This window comes from Faecalibacterium sp. i21-0019-B1, assembly GCF_042852915.1.
In the GTDB taxonomy this organism is placed as follows: domain Bacteria; phylum Bacillota; class Clostridia; order Oscillospirales; family Ruminococcaceae; genus Faecalibacterium; species Faecalibacterium taiwanense.
Genome location: NZ_AP031425.1, coordinates 1,338,423 through 1,352,273, shown reverse-complemented (window position 1 = coordinate 1,352,273; position 13,851 = coordinate 1,338,423). Strand labels below are relative to the sequence as shown.

21 protein-coding genes are annotated in these 13,851 nt (G+C 55.6%); all 21 read left to right on the top strand.

What is annotated here, in order from left to right; all coding sequences use genetic code 11:
• Positions 1–5 precede the first annotated feature (5 nt).
• The 21 genes from ACGHP1_RS06785 (at position 6) to ACGHP1_RS06685 (ending at position 13,836) form a co-directional block, all read left to right on the top strand.
• A complete protein-coding gene (locus ACGHP1_RS06785) occupies positions 6–488 on the top strand; it encodes a DUF4054 domain-containing protein (protein ID WP_346352600.1) in 483 nt (160 codons plus the stop codon).
• A gap of 11 nt (positions 489–499) precedes the next feature.
• Positions 500–883, top strand: a complete 384-nt coding sequence (locus ACGHP1_RS06780; RefSeq protein ID WP_338428507.1) for a hypothetical protein — start codon at positions 500–502, stop codon at positions 881–883.
• Positions 880–1,383, top strand: coding sequence for an HK97 gp10 family phage protein (locus ACGHP1_RS06775; RefSeq protein ID WP_390508547.1), 504 nt, complete (start codon positions 880–882; stop codon positions 1,381–1,383). The genes ACGHP1_RS06780 and ACGHP1_RS06775 overlap by 4 nt, the downstream gene beginning before the upstream one ends.
• Entirely contained in the window at positions 1,380–1,826 is a 447-nt protein-coding gene (locus tag ACGHP1_RS06770) for a DUF6838 family protein (RefSeq protein WP_390508545.1), read from the top strand. Before ACGHP1_RS06775 ends, ACGHP1_RS06770 begins: the two co-directional genes overlap by 4 nt.
• Positions 1,823–1,978, top strand: coding sequence for a hypothetical protein (locus ACGHP1_RS06765; protein WP_338428510.1), 156 nt, complete (start codon positions 1,823–1,825; stop codon positions 1,976–1,978). The genes ACGHP1_RS06770 and ACGHP1_RS06765 overlap by 4 nt, the downstream gene beginning before the upstream one ends.
• A gap of 6 nt (positions 1,979–1,984) precedes the next feature.
• On the top strand, positions 1,985–3,328 hold the full coding sequence (locus ACGHP1_RS06760) for a phage tail sheath subtilisin-like domain-containing protein (protein ID WP_390508542.1): 1,344 nt from the start codon (positions 1,985–1,987) through the stop codon (positions 3,326–3,328).
• 12 nt (positions 3,329–3,340) lie between these two features.
• Positions 3,341–3,820 carry a phage tail tube protein gene (locus ACGHP1_RS06755; protein ID WP_390508540.1) on the top strand — a complete coding sequence of 160 codons (480 nt, stop codon included), beginning with the start codon at positions 3,341–3,343 and terminating at the stop codon, positions 3,818–3,820.
• 15 nt (positions 3,821–3,835) lie between these two features.
• Positions 3,836–4,243 carry a phage portal protein gene (locus ACGHP1_RS06750; protein WP_338428513.1) on the top strand — a complete coding sequence of 136 codons (408 nt, stop codon included), beginning with the start codon at positions 3,836–3,838 and terminating at the stop codon, positions 4,241–4,243.
• A gap of 183 nt (positions 4,244–4,426) precedes the next feature.
• The gene (locus ACGHP1_RS06745) at positions 4,427–6,517 is read left to right on the top strand and encodes a tape measure protein (protein WP_390508538.1); all 2,091 of its coding nucleotides are present in this window, start codon (positions 4,427–4,429) and stop codon (positions 6,515–6,517) included.
• Between the two features lie 9 nt (positions 6,518–6,526).
• Positions 6,527–7,348 (top strand): hypothetical protein, encoded by an 822-nt coding sequence (locus ACGHP1_RS06740; RefSeq protein ID WP_390508536.1) that lies wholly within the window; start codon positions 6,527–6,529, stop codon positions 7,346–7,348.
• On the top strand, positions 7,345–8,313 hold the full coding sequence (locus ACGHP1_RS06735; RefSeq protein ID WP_338428516.1) for a hypothetical protein: 969 nt from the start codon (positions 7,345–7,347) through the stop codon (positions 8,311–8,313). The genes ACGHP1_RS06740 and ACGHP1_RS06735 overlap by 4 nt, the downstream gene beginning before the upstream one ends.
• Positions 8,314–8,336: 23 nt before the next feature.
• Positions 8,337–8,819: a DUF2577 family protein gene (locus tag ACGHP1_RS06730; RefSeq protein WP_390509810.1), complete on the top strand. Its 483-nt coding sequence runs from the start codon at positions 8,337–8,339 to the stop codon at positions 8,817–8,819.
• Positions 8,820–9,227: a DUF2634 domain-containing protein gene (locus ACGHP1_RS06725; RefSeq protein ID WP_390508534.1), complete on the top strand. Its 408-nt coding sequence runs from the start codon at positions 8,820–8,822 to the stop codon at positions 9,225–9,227.
• Complete coding sequence (locus tag ACGHP1_RS06720; protein WP_390508531.1) at positions 9,227–10,345, top strand: baseplate J/gp47 family protein; 1,119 nt, start codon at positions 9,227–9,229, stop codon at positions 10,343–10,345. Before ACGHP1_RS06725 ends, ACGHP1_RS06720 begins: the two co-directional genes overlap by 1 nt.
• On the top strand, positions 10,335–10,907 hold the full coding sequence (locus ACGHP1_RS06715) for a putative phage tail protein (protein ID WP_338428519.1): 573 nt from the start codon (positions 10,335–10,337) through the stop codon (positions 10,905–10,907). Before ACGHP1_RS06720 ends, ACGHP1_RS06715 begins: the two co-directional genes overlap by 11 nt.
• On the top strand, positions 10,904–11,578 hold the full coding sequence (locus tag ACGHP1_RS06710; protein WP_338428520.1) for a hypothetical protein: 675 nt from the start codon (positions 10,904–10,906) through the stop codon (positions 11,576–11,578). Before ACGHP1_RS06715 ends, ACGHP1_RS06710 begins: the two co-directional genes overlap by 4 nt.
• An 18-nt stretch (positions 11,579–11,596) precedes the next feature.
• The gene (locus ACGHP1_RS06705; RefSeq protein WP_390508529.1) at positions 11,597–12,853 is read left to right on the top strand and encodes a DUF6273 domain-containing protein; all 1,257 of its coding nucleotides are present in this window, start codon (positions 11,597–11,599) and stop codon (positions 12,851–12,853) included.
• Between the two features lie 12 nt (positions 12,854–12,865).
• Positions 12,866–13,084 (top strand): hypothetical protein, encoded by a 219-nt coding sequence (locus ACGHP1_RS06700; protein ID WP_371290630.1) that lies wholly within the window; start codon positions 12,866–12,868, stop codon positions 13,082–13,084.
• A 17-nt stretch (positions 13,085–13,101) separates the two neighbouring features.
• The gene (locus ACGHP1_RS06695; RefSeq protein WP_371290629.1) at positions 13,102–13,278 is read left to right on the top strand and encodes a hypothetical protein; all 177 of its coding nucleotides are present in this window, start codon (positions 13,102–13,104) and stop codon (positions 13,276–13,278) included.
• Between the two features lie 3 nt (positions 13,279–13,281).
• Positions 13,282–13,413, top strand: a complete 132-nt coding sequence (locus tag ACGHP1_RS06690; protein ID WP_371290628.1) for a hypothetical protein — start codon at positions 13,282–13,284, stop codon at positions 13,411–13,413.
• A 21-nt stretch (positions 13,414–13,434) separates the two neighbouring features.
• Positions 13,435–13,836, top strand: a complete 402-nt coding sequence (locus ACGHP1_RS06685) for a YcbK family protein (RefSeq protein WP_371290627.1) — start codon at positions 13,435–13,437, stop codon at positions 13,834–13,836.
• The last annotated feature ends 15 nt before the right edge of the window (positions 13,837–13,851 follow it).

Here is a 13,851-nt window from a genome sequence, read left to right as displayed (position 1 = left end):
ACGGCATGATCTACGGTGCACAGTTTGGTGGAGTCCGCCAGCAGGCGGCGAACCTCGGCGGCAGCGTCGGAAATTACACCGCTGAGCAGTTCAAGGAAGAATATCCGCAGTTCTGCAATGCCGACGGCAAGTGTCACCTGCCGGATGCTCTGCTGAATGAGATCGTGCGCATGGCCAATGTCAGCGTACAGCCGGACAAATGGCTGTACAGCTGGCACTACGCCGTGGGGCTGTATGTGGCACATTACGTGACCCTGCAGCTGCGCACCTTTGCTGAAAGCAGCGCAACGCCTGCGCAGGCTGCAGCTTCCGGTGCACTGGTGGGCGTGGTGAAATCCGCCACACTGGGCGACAGTTCTGTGACCTACGACACCTCCGCCCTGACCGCAGGCACTGAGGACTGGGGCGACCTGAATGCTACCACTTACGGCCAGATGCTGGCCAACCGCGCCCGGTTCATCGGGCTTGCGGGCAGTTATGTGATCTGAGGTGATGAAGGATGGACTGGACGGACTGGTACACCGACACGGCAGATGTGTTCCGCAATGAGAAAGTGACCGAGAACAGCCTGACCCACATGGAACGCAGGAAGGTGCTTTCCGGTGTTGCCTGCCGGGTCTATCAGACAAAGACCAGCGGGCTGCAGATGAACCAGACTGCTGCCAGCATCACCCAGACCGATAAGCTGGCCTGCGGCATCGAAGTGGATATCAAGCCCGGAGATGAGCTGGTGATCCACAGAGGTGCAAAGCTGGGTTATACTGCGCCGGACGAGCGCTATTTTGCAGACACACCGGAGCGCTATTATGAACCCTTCGGTGCGGTCATGCCGGGGCTGGCCCATCAGGAGATCACACTGTTGAAGCAGGAGCGTGTGAAATGACGCTGGATGAATACATTCAAAAACTGGAAGCAGCTCAAAAAGTTCTGCCGGATATGATTTCTGTTGCCGCGAAGAACGCCACCATCCGCGCAGTGGAAGCCGCACAGGAAAAGACCCCGCCCACAGCAGACAGCCTGAGCGGCATCAACACCCGCACCGGTGAACTGAAGCAGCATTGGGCCACGGACAGCAAGATCATCCCGGAGCAGCAGGCCGGGCAGTATGTCACCGAGCTGAATAATAACAAAGAATATGCTTCTTTTGTGAATGACGGCCACCGGATGGACAAACATTTTGTGCCCGGCCTGTATGTGAACCCTGCTTTCGGCCTGCTGGAATATGACCCCAGCCGTAAAGATGAGGTGGGCATCATGGTGGGCACCCAAACGCAGTACGTGGAAGGCTTGCACATGACCGATGCTGCCCAGCAGGCTTACGAAGAAACGCTGCAGGCGGAACTGGAAAGAACCGGAAGAGAGCTGGAAAGGATTCTGAGATGAACTTTACAGTTACCACCATTGCACGTTCGCTGGCGGCACATCTCGCGCCTGTCCTGCCCGGTGTGCAGATGCTTGAAGATCCCGCCCAGCAGGGTGTAGAACCGCCCTGCATGTTCCTGCAGCAGCGGTATTCCAACATCAAACCGCACCCGGGTGGGCGCTGGCTGCGCACCATCGGCGTAGACCTGACCTATCTGCTGGATTACAACCTGCCTGACCTGCAGCAGCAGTACAGTTCCGCCGCAGAAACCTTAGACCTCTGCATGGAGGTGTTTCCCTATACCGATGGTACAGACACCGCCCTGCTGCGGGCCTATGACCGCAAGACAGACATTGATTCCGACGGTTTGCATTACAAATTCGAGCTGCGTATTTTTGTGGAAAAGCCCGAAGATGCTGTAAAGATGCAGACCCTGAGCATCGATCAGAAGGTGGATAAATGAAAGAAAAAGAAACCCAGTATCGCCGTGAAGTTCTGCTGAAGGACCCGCGTTTTGCGAGATATCAGCCGGACTTTCTGGCTGCGGTACTGAACAAACCGTATTACACCCTCGCAGAGGCGCAGGCCGCTGTGAAAGATTTTTGGAAGGAGTGACCCGCTATGGCAGCAGGTGGAACCTTTACCGTACAAAACAAAGTCCGGCCGGGCGTTTACTTTCGCTTCCGGTCGAAGAACAAACAGGATCTGACCGTCGGCGACCGCGGCATTGCTGCGCTCTGTGAACCTCTGCATTGGGGTCCGACGGCCAAAGTGATTGAGATCGATGCCGGTGCCGACATGACCGTGTACACCGGTTATGATATTACTGCGCCGGAAAACCGGTTTCTGACCGAGATCTTCAAGGGCACCAACCGCACGGCAGCGCCCCGCAAGGTACTGCTGTACCGTCCCACGGCCAGTGGTGCCGTAAAAGCCACCATGGAGATCGCGCCGCTGACCGCTACCGCAAAGTATGTGGGCGTACGCGGGAACGATATCTCCGTCGTTGTGACGGCGCTTTCCTCGCCGGAAGGCAGCTTTGAGGTCTCAACTGTAGTGGATGGTGAGATCAAAGACCAGCAGACCGCCAAGACGGTGGAAGAACTGGCTGCAAACAGCTGGGTGGACTGGAGCGGCACCGGCGCTCTGACTGCCAATGTCGGAACTGCCCTGACCGGCGGAGAGGACGGCGTGGTAGCAGCTTCGGCTTACAGCGCATTCCTGACCGCCATTGAGCCCTACAAGTTCGATGTGCTGATCTACGATGGCGCGGACAACACGGCGCGTACCGCGATGGAAAGCTTCATCAAGCGGGTCAATACCGAGACGGGCCGCTATTCTCAGCTGGTGGAATCCGGCAGCACCAATCCTGACACCCGCTATATCGTCAACGTGGACACCGGCGTTGTGCTGGACGATGGCACAACCCTGACCCCGCAGCAGGTGTGCTGGTGGGCAGGCGGCGCACTGGCTGCCGCCACCTACGGACAGGATCTGACCAACGCCGTCTATCCCAATGCTGTGGACATCTCTCCCCGGCTGACCCACAGCCAGTACGTGGATGCCATCAATTCCGGCAAGTTCGTCCTGAATGCCGATGATGGTACAGTCCGCGTGGAGTATGATATCAATTCTCTGGTCACCTACACTTCGGAGATCGGCGAGGTGTACCGCTACAACCGTACCATGCGGCTGTGCAACACCATCGCCAACGACCTGTATTCTCAGTTCTCCAAGAACTATGTGGGCATTGTGGACAACACCGATGCGGGCCGCATGGAGTACAAGAGCGCCGTCGTGAAGTACCTGACCCAGCTGCAGGCATCCGGTGGCATCCAGAACTTTGATGGCGAAACCGATGTCACCGTTGAGAAGGGCGATGCCAAGGACGCGGTGCTTATCACGCTGGCGATCGAAGCCGTGGGCAGCACCAACAAGATCTACATCACGCTGGATGTGTCGTAAGGAGGGATTTTAATGTATTTGCTTGCACAGGACACCCTGAACGGTGCCGAAGGCAAAATCACCGTCACTCGTGATGGCCGCATCACAGAGATCTGCGGCATGAAAAACATCAAGACTGTGGCTGGCATTCAGACCTCGGACATGAAGACCATCGGCACCCGCACGGTGCAGAAAAAGGCCAATGGTGTCACGCAGACCGGCACCGGCAATGTCTACTTTGGTTCCAACGGCAGCAACCTGTTCACCGATATGCTGCTGCAGTATATCAACACTGGTGTAATGGAAACCTTTGATATCACCATCACCAACAACGACCCCACGGCCAGCGTGGGCGATCAGGTCATGGGCTATTATGGCTGTATGCTGACCGGTGAGATTCCGCTGTCCATCCTGAACGACGACGAAGCAATGCTGAACTATGACTTCAATTTCAGCTACACCAAGGTAAACCGTCTGAAAGCATTTTCCGACCCGGTCAATCTGGGCAACTGATAGGAGGTATTCTTTATGAGCGCACTTTCCGCATTTCTGCATCCCGCTGTTCCTACGGAAGAAAAGGAGCTTGTCATTTCCAAGCGCTTTCTCGGCGCAGATGGCAAACCTGTTCCGTTTAAGATCCGCGCCCTGACCCAGGAAGAAAATTCTTCCCTGCTCAAGGCATCCACCCGCAAGAAAAAGGTAGGCCAGCAGTGGCAGGACGAGATGGATGCCAACGAATATTCCAGCCGCATGATCGTGGCTGCAACGGTATTCCCCGACTTTCACAGCGCTGAGCTGTGCGAAAACTATAACACCAAAGATCCTGTCCAGGTCCCCGGCAAGATGCTGCTGGCCGGTGAGTTTCTCAAACTCATCACCGCCATCAACGAACTGTCCGGATTGGATGAAGGCCCGGACGAAGAAGCAAAAAACTGATCGCCGGGGACCTCTGGGATATTGATGTTCTGACAGCTTACTACTGTTTTGACAATCTCGGCTGGTCCCCCGGTCAATACGATGCCCTGCCGGAGCGTGAAAAGGCTCTGGTCCGGGCATTTGCTTTGCGTACAATGGAAAAGCGCTTAAAAGAATCCCGACAGATGAAGGAGGCTGGACACAGTGGCTGATATCCATTCAAGGTTCATTCTGGACGATCAGGCTTCCAATCCGCTGGCCGGGTATATCACAGTCGCGAAGAATGCGGCTTCTGCAACCACCGCTGCACAGCGCCAGCTGAAAAGCTATGAATCCGCACTGCGGAGCACAGAGCTTGCTTCTGCTAAGGCAACTGCGGCCTTTGAAGCCAGTGCTCAGCAGCTGGATGCCATGCGCGCTGCCGGTGAAGCGGGCACCGCTGCGTACAAACAGCTTGAGACCCAGAACGAACGCCTGCGTTTGAAGGTGGAAGCGCTGGGTACACAAACCGGCATCCTTACCGGAAAAGCCCGTGAAACGCAGGCTGCGGTGGAAAAAGAAGCCGCCGCTATCCGAGAACAGGCCGATGCCGCTGAAAAAGCATCCAAAAGCACCAAAGAACTTTCGGACAATCAGAAAGCGGCCACGTCTTCCGCTGATGCTCTGGCAAGCGCTGTGAAACGGCTTGCTGCTTCTTACCTCAGTATTCAGGGGCTGAAAAGAGCCGTAGACCTTTCAGACAGCTTGGTTTCTACCCGCGCCCGGCTTGACCGTATGAACGATGGCCTGCAGACCACGCAGCAGTTGGAAACGATGATCTACCAGTCCGCGCAGCGTTCCCGCGGCAATTTTATGGACACCATGGGGCTGGTTTCACAGTTGGGTACTATGGCGGGCAGCGCATTTGACAACACGAAGGAGATCGTGCAGTTTGCAGAACAGCTGAACAAACAGCTTGCGCTCTCTGGCGCATCCGGGCAAGCTGCGCAGGCTGCAATTCTTCAGATGGAACAGGGCCTTGCGTCCGGCGTGCTGCGCGGCGATGAACTGAACAGCGTCATGGAACAGGCACCGGCCATTGCAAGATCCATTGCGGACTATCTGCAGGTGGATATGGGCAAGCTGCGCGAAATGGGTGCACAGGGGCAGATCACCGCCGCCATTGTAAAAAACGCCATGTTTGCAGCCGCAGCAGAGACCAACGCTGAATTTGCAAAAACCCCCATGACTTGGGCGCAGGTTTGGACGGTGGCTTCCAACGCTGCCATCCGTGCCCTTGACCCGCTGCTGTCAGCCATCAACTGGGTAGCGAACAACATCCAGACGGTTGTCCCAATTGTGATTTCTCTGGGAACCGCTTTTGGTGTGCTGCTGATTGCCGCCAACTGGACGAACATTCTGGCATTTGCTTCTGAGAAAGCCGCTGCCGCACAGGCATTTCTCAATGCCGTCATGGCCGCAAACCCGGCCGCACTGGCCGCTGCCGCCGTTCTGGTGCTGGTAGCTGCCCTGTATGCAAGTGTTGCTGTGATGAACCACTTTGCAGGCACAAGCGTTTCCGCTACAGGTATCATTACGGGCGCATTTGCTGTGATGGGTGCATTCGTGTTCAACAGTGTTCTGGTTCCCCTGCAGAATGGATTTGCCATGTTTGCAAACTTTGTGGGCAATGTGTTCACGAACCCGGTCGCAGCTGTGAAAGTTCTGTTCTATGATATGGCAATCACCGTTTTGCAGTATATGCAGAATATTGCGTCCGCTGTTGAGGGGCTTATCAACATGATCCCCGGCGTGACGGTCGATCTGACCAGCGGCCTGGGCGGCTGGATCACCGATCTTGCCAAAAAACGGAGCGATGAGATCCAGAACAGCGGCTATACCGAGTATGTGAAGCCGTGGGAGAACATGGATCTCGGAAGCGCCTACACCAGAGGATATGATTGGGGTTCCAACCTCAGCCTTGGCAACCTGTTCGGGCCGGGCGGTCTTGGCGATCTGGGCGTTCCTCAGGCAGCAGATGTCAATTCCCTGCTGAATAATGTTGGCGCAATTAAGAACAACACCGGTAAGATCGCAAAAACGGTTGATCTTTCAGATGAGCAGCTCAAGATGATGGTTGATATTGCGGAACGTAAATTCGTGAACAACATCAACCTCACCTCGCAGGCCCCGGTCATTACTGTTCAAGGCCAGAACACCGGAAACACTGAAGCCGACCGCCAGAGCCTTGCCGATCTTCTGGGCGACCTCATTATGGAGCGCGTGCAGAGTGGCAGTGTCGTTGCGGTCAATTAAGGAGAATGTATGCCGAGCCTTTACCGCATTTATTTTTCACGGGACAGCACCGTGCTGTCCCTGCCCATCAACCCGGAAAAGCTTCCGGAGACCAAAGAATCCGACAATGGCGAGTATAATGTGCTTGGCCTTGGCCCTGTCATGCAGCCGCGCACGCCAAAGCTGCGCAAGGTAACGATCTCCGGTCTGTTTCCCGGACGCAGGCTCCCATGGATGAGCGCGGCCGTGTTTTTACCGCCATCGGTGTACATTACGTTTTTCAAGAGCGCAATGGATCAGAAAAGGCCCATCGTCTATACGCCGGTGCGCTATTATGAGAACGGCACCCCGTTTCTGGGTGGCGGCATGGGTTTTGAGTGCCTTGTTACCAGTTTCAAGACCGAGGAGCGCGGCGGCGAGACCGGCGACTTTTACTTTGACCTGACCATTACTGAATACAAGGACTTTTCACCGCAGAAGGCTGTTCTGCAGGGCAGCAGCGGAAACTTCTCGCCTGCAGCCACTACGGCATCCTCTGCGCTAAACACTGTCACGCGGGCGCTTTCTGCCGCTGCTGTCGCAACGTCTACTGTCAGTGCTGTAAAAGTGATCCTTACTCCAGCACGCAGCATCCAAAGCAGCAAACTCTATGTGGGTGCCCAGCGTAAGGCAAACGGGAAATATTACAGCACCAGCACTGCACCAACACCTGCCGGCACGCTCAGCGGCCAGCAGGTGCAGGTACGGCGCATCGTATCCCGCACAAACCCGCATCCGTATTGCGTGCAGGATCTTTCCGGGGTGGTATTCGGCTGGATGTCCGCTTCTGACCTCACGGAGGTGAACCGGTGAGCTATGAACTGATCGTGGGCCGCAAAACGCCCGGAGACCTGCTAAACCTCACTAACAGCGTAACAACCGCAAGCTGGATCACCCAGCGCACCGGGAATCCCGGCAAGCTTACCTTCACCTATCTTCGCACGCCGCAATCCAAAATCGAAGAGGGCGACGTTGTACGGTTTTCCGCAGATGGAGAACTGCAGTTTTATGGATGGGTATTCAGCCGCGGGCAGGACCGTTGGGGGCCTGTGGATGTGGTCTGCTATGACCGGCTGCGCTACCTGAAAGCAAATAACAGCTACACATTTTATGCCCAGAGCGCCGCCGACATTATCAAGCAGATCTGTGAAGACCTGCAGGTAGATGTGGGCACGCTGGCCGATACCGGCTACAAACTCCCCTCCCTCGTGATGCAGGATAAAAGCTGCATCGACATCATCAATACTGCCATCCAGAAGACCTTGCTGAATACCGGCACGGTCTTTGTTTTTTACGATTCTGGAGATGGTGTTGCTCTGCGCTCTGCAGCTGATATGAAGAGCGACTACATCATCGGCGAAAAGAGCCTGATGACCAACTACAGCTACAACACGTCCATTGACTCCCAGACCTACAACAGCATCAAGCTGGTGCGTCCGAACAAGGAGACCGGCAAGTCCGATGTTTTTATCCGAAAGGATTCGGACACCATTGCCCGCTGGGGCTTGCTGCAGCTCTATCAAAAGGTGGACGAAGCGGCCACAGACGCACAGGTCAAGGAGCAGGCAAAGGTCAGTCTGGAGTATTACAATCGCGTTCTGCAGCAACTCAAATTCACCTCGCTGGGTGTCAATAGCCTGCGGGCGGGACAGCTTCTTCTGGTCAATATCAATGATCTTGACGGCGACCCGTTCCGCAAGTATGTCATGCTGGAAAAGGTCTCTCATACGTGGGAAAACGATCTGCACACCATGGAACTGGAAGCAAAAGCTCTGTAAGGGAGGGAAATCTTTTGGACATCGTGGAAGCACTTTTGCAGCTGAACCGGGTTGCCGGAGACGTTGACCAGCCCACCGATCTGCAGATCGGCACCGTGGTAAAGGCCCCGCCCGATGATGATGTGCTGGAAATCTCCATCAACACGGAAATGGCTACACTGCGGCAGGATATTCTCTACCTTGCAGAGCCGGTCATTGAAAAGAAGATCCCGCTGCTGAAACACCGGCACGCCATGCCCCATATACACGCTGGTGTTCACGGCAGCACAGGCGGCCCATCGGAGCCTTACACTGGTTATTCCCTGCTCTCAGGGGGCGCAGACAGCTCTGTACAGAGCGAGAACATCAAAGGCTGGGAGAATGGAAAAGTCCTTTCACTGAGCAAGGATAAGAAATATATCATCCTCAACCCTGCCCTGAAAGCCGGTGACAAGGTGCTTCTTCTGCGTGTGCAGCGTGGCCAGAAGTTCGTCGTGTTATCTCGTGTATATGAAGGTGGTGATTAAATGGCCGTATTGCCGGAAAACAGCATCGATTTATCGGGCGGCGTTGAGTTTGTCGCTCAGCCTTCCCTGACATGGAAGATCGACCGTGCAGCTGGACGTATCGCCGGAACATGCGACGGCTATGATGCCGTAAAGCAGGCAGTTGAGATCATCCTGAACGTAGAGCGCTATCGTTGGCAGATCTACCAGCCGGCAAGCGGTATGCAATGGGAAGGGCTGGTCGGACAGGATGCCGGTTATGTTGCCACAGAACTGCAGCGCCGTCTGCAGGATGCGCTGCTGGCAGACGACCGCATTATTGGCCTAAAAAACTACGAATACAGCATCAATGGGCAAAACCTGACGGTAAGTTTTACCGTCGAAACAGTCTATGGCGATGTTGAGACCGGAACGGAGGTGAAATTCTGATGCAGGATTTTTCAGCTGCAACCTATAAAAACATTCTCGATCACATGCTTTCCCTTGTGCCCGACACCTACGACAAGCGTGATACCAGCCCTATCCAGACCGCGGTAGGCCCGGCAGCCTACGTGCTTGAGGGCTTTTATCTGAGCCTCGACCTTGTGCAGAAACAGGCGTTCGTCCAGACAGCCTCCGGCGATTCGCTGGATCTTCTGGCAGTGCTGGCCGGTATCACCCGCAAGCAGGCTTCCGCCGCTGTAAAGGTCGGCATCTTTGACTGTGAAGTTCCGATCGGTGCGCGATTTTCAACGATCAATGGCACTGAGAGTATCAATTTTGTGGTCATCTCCACCATTACGGAGGGAAGCGCCTACCGTCTGCAGGCTGAGACTGCCGGTGATATCGGCAACCGATACTCCGGCCCCATTCTGCCGATTGATTCCATTGAAGGATTGAACAGCGCTCAGTTGACGGATCTTCTGATTCCCGGCGAAAACACCGAAGAGGATGAGCCTTTCCGCGCGAGAATCATTGAACGTCTGAACAGCCGCAGCTTTGGTGGAAACGTGGCACAGTACGTTGAGGAGATCGAAGCGATAGACGGCGTGGGCGCTGTGCAGGTCTACCCCGTGTGGGATGGTGGCGGCACGGTGTGCTGCTCCATCTTGGGAGCCGACTTTCTTCCTGCGTCCAGTGATCTTGTGCAGATGGTACAGAATGCCATCGATCCCCCGCCCGGTCAGGGGCTTGGCCTTGGGCTTGCGCCCATCGGTGCGCAGGTGACCGTCACAGCGCCGAAGACAGTGCCTGTAGACATTTCTGCCACGCTGACCCTTGCATCCGGACACGAACTTGAAACCGTACAGCAGCCTGCGCAGGACGCTGTCAGTGACTACCTGCTGCAGATTCGTAAAAACTGGGATGTCAATATCAGCAGTACGGCCATTGCCTACTCGGCAGAGGTGTATCTTGCTCGTGTCCTTGCCGCGCTCATCTCTCTTGATGGGGTCGTCAATGTTTCGGCTCTGACGCTCAATGGGATTGCTGCGGACATGGCGCTGCAGCAGACCGGTGCTTTGCAGCAGGTTCCGGTGCTGGGGAAGGTGGAACTACATGGAACTTGACCTGAACCATGACCTGCATTCCCTTTTGCCGCCTTTTTACCGGGAAATTGCGGAATACCAGCAGGTCTGTGACGCTGAAAAAGCACAATTTTCCCGGACAGCTGATAGTGTACGGGTCATCGGGAAGAACTTTTTTGTCCAGACCATGGATGTGGATTCTGTGCAGAAATGGGAACAAGTCCTGCATATCCGGGCAAAGCCTTTGACCGAAACGCTGAGTTTTCGACGGCAGCGCATTCTGTCGCGTTTGTGCACCCGCCCACCCTTTACACTTGCATTTCTGTACCAACAGCTCGACACGTTACTGGGCGTTGGCCGGTGGACATGCCGCGTGGATTATCCGGCTTACCTGCTGACCATCGGCACTCACGTTGAAGATAAGCTTCACCGCGAAGAACTGATCCACATGGTAAACCAGATCAAGCCTGCGAATATCGTGTTCGGAATGTATCTGTTCTGTGACCCCGTAGAAGCATATGCCTACATTGCCGCCGCACCCTGCGGCACAAGCATCCTTGCATCGGTGCGGATGCCTGAAATCAAAAAGGAGGACACGCAATGAGTTGGGAAACGCTGGCTTATACCGATGCCGGCATTGAGCTGCTGATGGATGCCGTATCGGGCAAGCAGCTCACGATTACGCAGGCTGTCGGAGGAAGCGGTCTTGCAAATGCCGCTGTGCTCCACGCGCAGACCGACGTCACCGGCGAGCGGCATGCGCTTGAGCTGCTGGGCATCAAGTCTGTTGAAGAAAACGGCAGCGCTGCCCGCCGCGTGAAGATTCGCATTACCGGCGCGGAGGATACCTACACCCTGCATCAGATTGCCCTCTTCGGGCGGCAGACCGGGGCGGCAGAAGATACGCTCCTGCTCCTCGTGCAGGATGACCGCGGTGTCGAGATCCCGGCGGCTTCCACCGATCAGGAGTTTGAGTTCGTTTTCACTGTGGTGATCGTGATCTCCCGGGATGCGGAGATCGTGATCAATCTGAGCGCTGAGATGCAGAGCTTGCAGCTGTTTGTCGAAGAGCGGATTCAGGAGCACGACCTGTCCCCGGAGTCTCACAAAGACTTGCGCATCGCCGCTGCAAAGATGCAGGCGGATATCGATATCCTTCAATTGAAGATCGCGACCGACGTAACGGCAAATCCGTTCTCCGTCACCTTTGAGTCGCTGGACGGCTTGACCGTGACAGGTGTGTGGAACGCCGATCTGTCAAGGATTGAATTTTGAGTAAGGAGGTGAATTTTTATGGCAAATGTAAGATTAGGCGCAAAGGCCGTTGGCAGCATTGTCAAAATCAAGGTCAACGGCGCGTCCAAAGATTTTATTGTCGTGCAGCAGGGCAACCCGAACACCAGCACCTATGATTCGAGTTGCAATGGAACGTGGCTGCTGATGAAGGACATCTACACCACATCCACGTTCGGCAACAATAACTCCTACAAGGATTCCAGCATCCACACATACCTGAACGGAACGTTCTACAACCTCATCGACAGCAACATCCGGGCGGCTATTAAGCAGGTGAGAATCCCGTACCAGAACGGCACTGGTTCCGGCGGCAGCCTTGCCACCGGCTCCAACGGCCTGAGCACCAAAGTGTTCCTGCTGTCTGGTTATGAGGTTGGTTGGACGACCAGCGACAACGGCTATTTCCCGAAGGACGGTGTGAGGCTGGCATACTTTGGCAACAGCTCCGGCGGTAACAGCAAGCGTATTGCATACAATGGCAGCGACGCTGCCGTCTGGTGGCTGCGCTCTCCGGTCACCAACAACACCTACGGCGTCTGGTACGTCAATTCGGATGGCTCCTACTACAACTGGTACGACGACTCCTATGGTGTTCGCCCCGCTTTCATTCTTCCCTCTACACTCGTGGTCTCTGACGATGGCACGGTCAGTGTCAACACTGCACCTACCGTCAGCACGGACGGCGCAGCTCTGGGGCAGAAGAACGCGGCCTTTGCGTGGAAGTACACCGTCAGGGATGCCGACGGCGACACCTTGACCGTCACCGAAAAGCTGGACGGCAAGACCACCAAGACCCGCACCGGCGTTGCCAGCGGCACGGCCCTGACCTTTGAGCAGACGGCCAGCGCTGCCGGATTCCAGAAAATCCTGAACGGCAACCACACCATCACCGTTGAGGTGAGCGACGGCAAGGAAACCGTCAGCACGTCCGCGACCTTTACCAAGGCCGTCCACGCCGCAAGCGTGACGCTGGCTGAACCGCTGGCCGTTGAGGGCGACATTACCGTTGCCGTGCTTCAGGTGACGGGCAGCATTCCCGATGACGCTGTGTTCAAGGCAGAGGTCACGAACAACGCCAAGGACGCGGCCCCGGTCTGGCAGGATGCCACGACCGAGGTAAAAAAAGGCGTGAACATCGTCTTTGAGAATAAGACCACCACCAACGGCGCGGCGTTTAACTTCCGCGTCAGCGTGGAGCGCGGCGAATCCGGCGAGGGTGGCTACATCGAAGCCGTCAGCGGCGCATTCCAGTAAGGAGGGATTCACATGATTATCTGGAAAAAATGCAGCCTGCCCACCCGGGCAGAAAAAGAAGCTGCAGCCAAGAAGCAGCAGGAGCTGGAACAGCTGCCGGAAACGGTGACGGCCCTGAAAGCTGCACAGAGCGACACGGACGAAATGGTGGTCGATCAGGAGTATCGCATCACCATGTTGGAACTGGGTGTCTCCGATACGGACGACACCGATAACGCTGATAACACCTGATAGGGAGGAAAAACATTATGTCTAAATCATCTGAAATGGTTCTGTATCGTACCTGCAAGCGCATGATCCAGCGCGGCACCATCGACGGTCTGGCTGAGAAGATCGATATCTTCTACGCTGCTGGCAAGCTGACCGATGGGCACTACACGGAACTGACCGGCCTGCTGGCCGCAAAGCAGAAGGAGCGGGACTAACCGATGGGCTGGCCTGATTTGTGCGAAAGGCTGATGACCCGGCTGGAAACCAGTGGTGCGGACACGACCGCAGAGCGCGGCGAATTTGCAGTGCTGGTGGCTGAGTGTGGGTCGAGCGGCTGCAAATGGCATTGAGCCAGAAAGGAGAAAACAACAATGGCGATTAAAGCCTATTCCTATGCGAAGGATGGGAGCAAGGCTCTGAGCAAGAACTTCCACGTCCGGGAGTTCAAGTGCAAAGACGGCAGCGACCCAATCTTTATTGATGACGAGCTTGTGGCTCTACTGCAAAAAATCCGGGATCACTTCGGCAAGGCTGTGAACATCAACAGTGCTTTCCGCACTGCCAGCCACAACGCCAAGCAGAAGAAGGCGGCCAAGTACAGCCAGCACCTTTATGGCAAGGCGGCTGACATCTGGATCGCTGGCGTGTCAGTGGACACGCTGGCGGCCTACGTCGAAACACTGCTTCCCGGCAAGGGAGGCATTGGACGATACCACGCGGACGGTTTTGTCCACGTCGATGTGCGGGAGGTAAAAAGCAGATGGGTGATGTAGTGAAGAATGGAGTTT

Coding starts and splice junctions, on each gene's coding strand:
- ACGHP1_RS06770 (WP_390508545.1), top strand. CDS start 1,380: ATGAACTTTACAGTTACCACCATTGCACGTTCGCTGGCGGCACATCTC.
- ACGHP1_RS06685 (WP_371290627.1), top strand. CDS start 13,435: ATGGCGATTAAAGCCTATTCCTATGCGAAGGATGGGAGCAAGGCTCTG.
- ACGHP1_RS06695 (WP_371290629.1), top strand. CDS start 13,102: ATGTCTAAATCATCTGAAATGGTTCTGTATCGTACCTGCAAGCGCATG.
- ACGHP1_RS06775 (WP_390508547.1), top strand. CDS start 880: ATGACGCTGGATGAATACATTCAAAAACTGGAAGCAGCTCAAAAAGTT.
- ACGHP1_RS06710 (WP_338428520.1), top strand. CDS start 10,904: ATGAGTTGGGAAACGCTGGCTTATACCGATGCCGGCATTGAGCTGCTG.
- ACGHP1_RS06690 (WP_371290628.1), top strand. CDS start 13,282: ATGGGCTGGCCTGATTTGTGCGAAAGGCTGATGACCCGGCTGGAAACC.
- ACGHP1_RS06715 (WP_338428519.1), top strand. CDS start 10,335: ATGGAACTTGACCTGAACCATGACCTGCATTCCCTTTTGCCGCCTTTT.
- ACGHP1_RS06785 (WP_346352600.1), top strand. CDS start 6: ATGATCTACGGTGCACAGTTTGGTGGAGTCCGCCAGCAGGCGGCGAAC.
- ACGHP1_RS06720 (WP_390508531.1), top strand. CDS start 9,227: ATGCAGGATTTTTCAGCTGCAACCTATAAAAACATTCTCGATCACATG.
- ACGHP1_RS06700 (WP_371290630.1), top strand. CDS start 12,866: ATGATTATCTGGAAAAAATGCAGCCTGCCCACCCGGGCAGAAAAAGAA.
- ACGHP1_RS06725 (WP_390508534.1), top strand. CDS start 8,820: ATGGCCGTATTGCCGGAAAACAGCATCGATTTATCGGGCGGCGTTGAG.
- ACGHP1_RS06740 (WP_390508536.1), top strand. CDS start 6,527: ATGCCGAGCCTTTACCGCATTTATTTTTCACGGGACAGCACCGTGCTG.
- ACGHP1_RS06765 (WP_338428510.1), top strand. CDS start 1,823: ATGAAAGAAAAAGAAACCCAGTATCGCCGTGAAGTTCTGCTGAAGGAC.
- ACGHP1_RS06760 (WP_390508542.1), top strand. CDS start 1,985: ATGGCAGCAGGTGGAACCTTTACCGTACAAAACAAAGTCCGGCCGGGC.
- ACGHP1_RS06705 (WP_390508529.1), top strand. CDS start 11,597: ATGGCAAATGTAAGATTAGGCGCAAAGGCCGTTGGCAGCATTGTCAAA.
- ACGHP1_RS06750 (WP_338428513.1), top strand. CDS start 3,836: ATGAGCGCACTTTCCGCATTTCTGCATCCCGCTGTTCCTACGGAAGAA.
- ACGHP1_RS06780 (WP_338428507.1), top strand. CDS start 500: ATGGACTGGACGGACTGGTACACCGACACGGCAGATGTGTTCCGCAAT.
- ACGHP1_RS06755 (WP_390508540.1), top strand. CDS start 3,341: ATGTATTTGCTTGCACAGGACACCCTGAACGGTGCCGAAGGCAAAATC.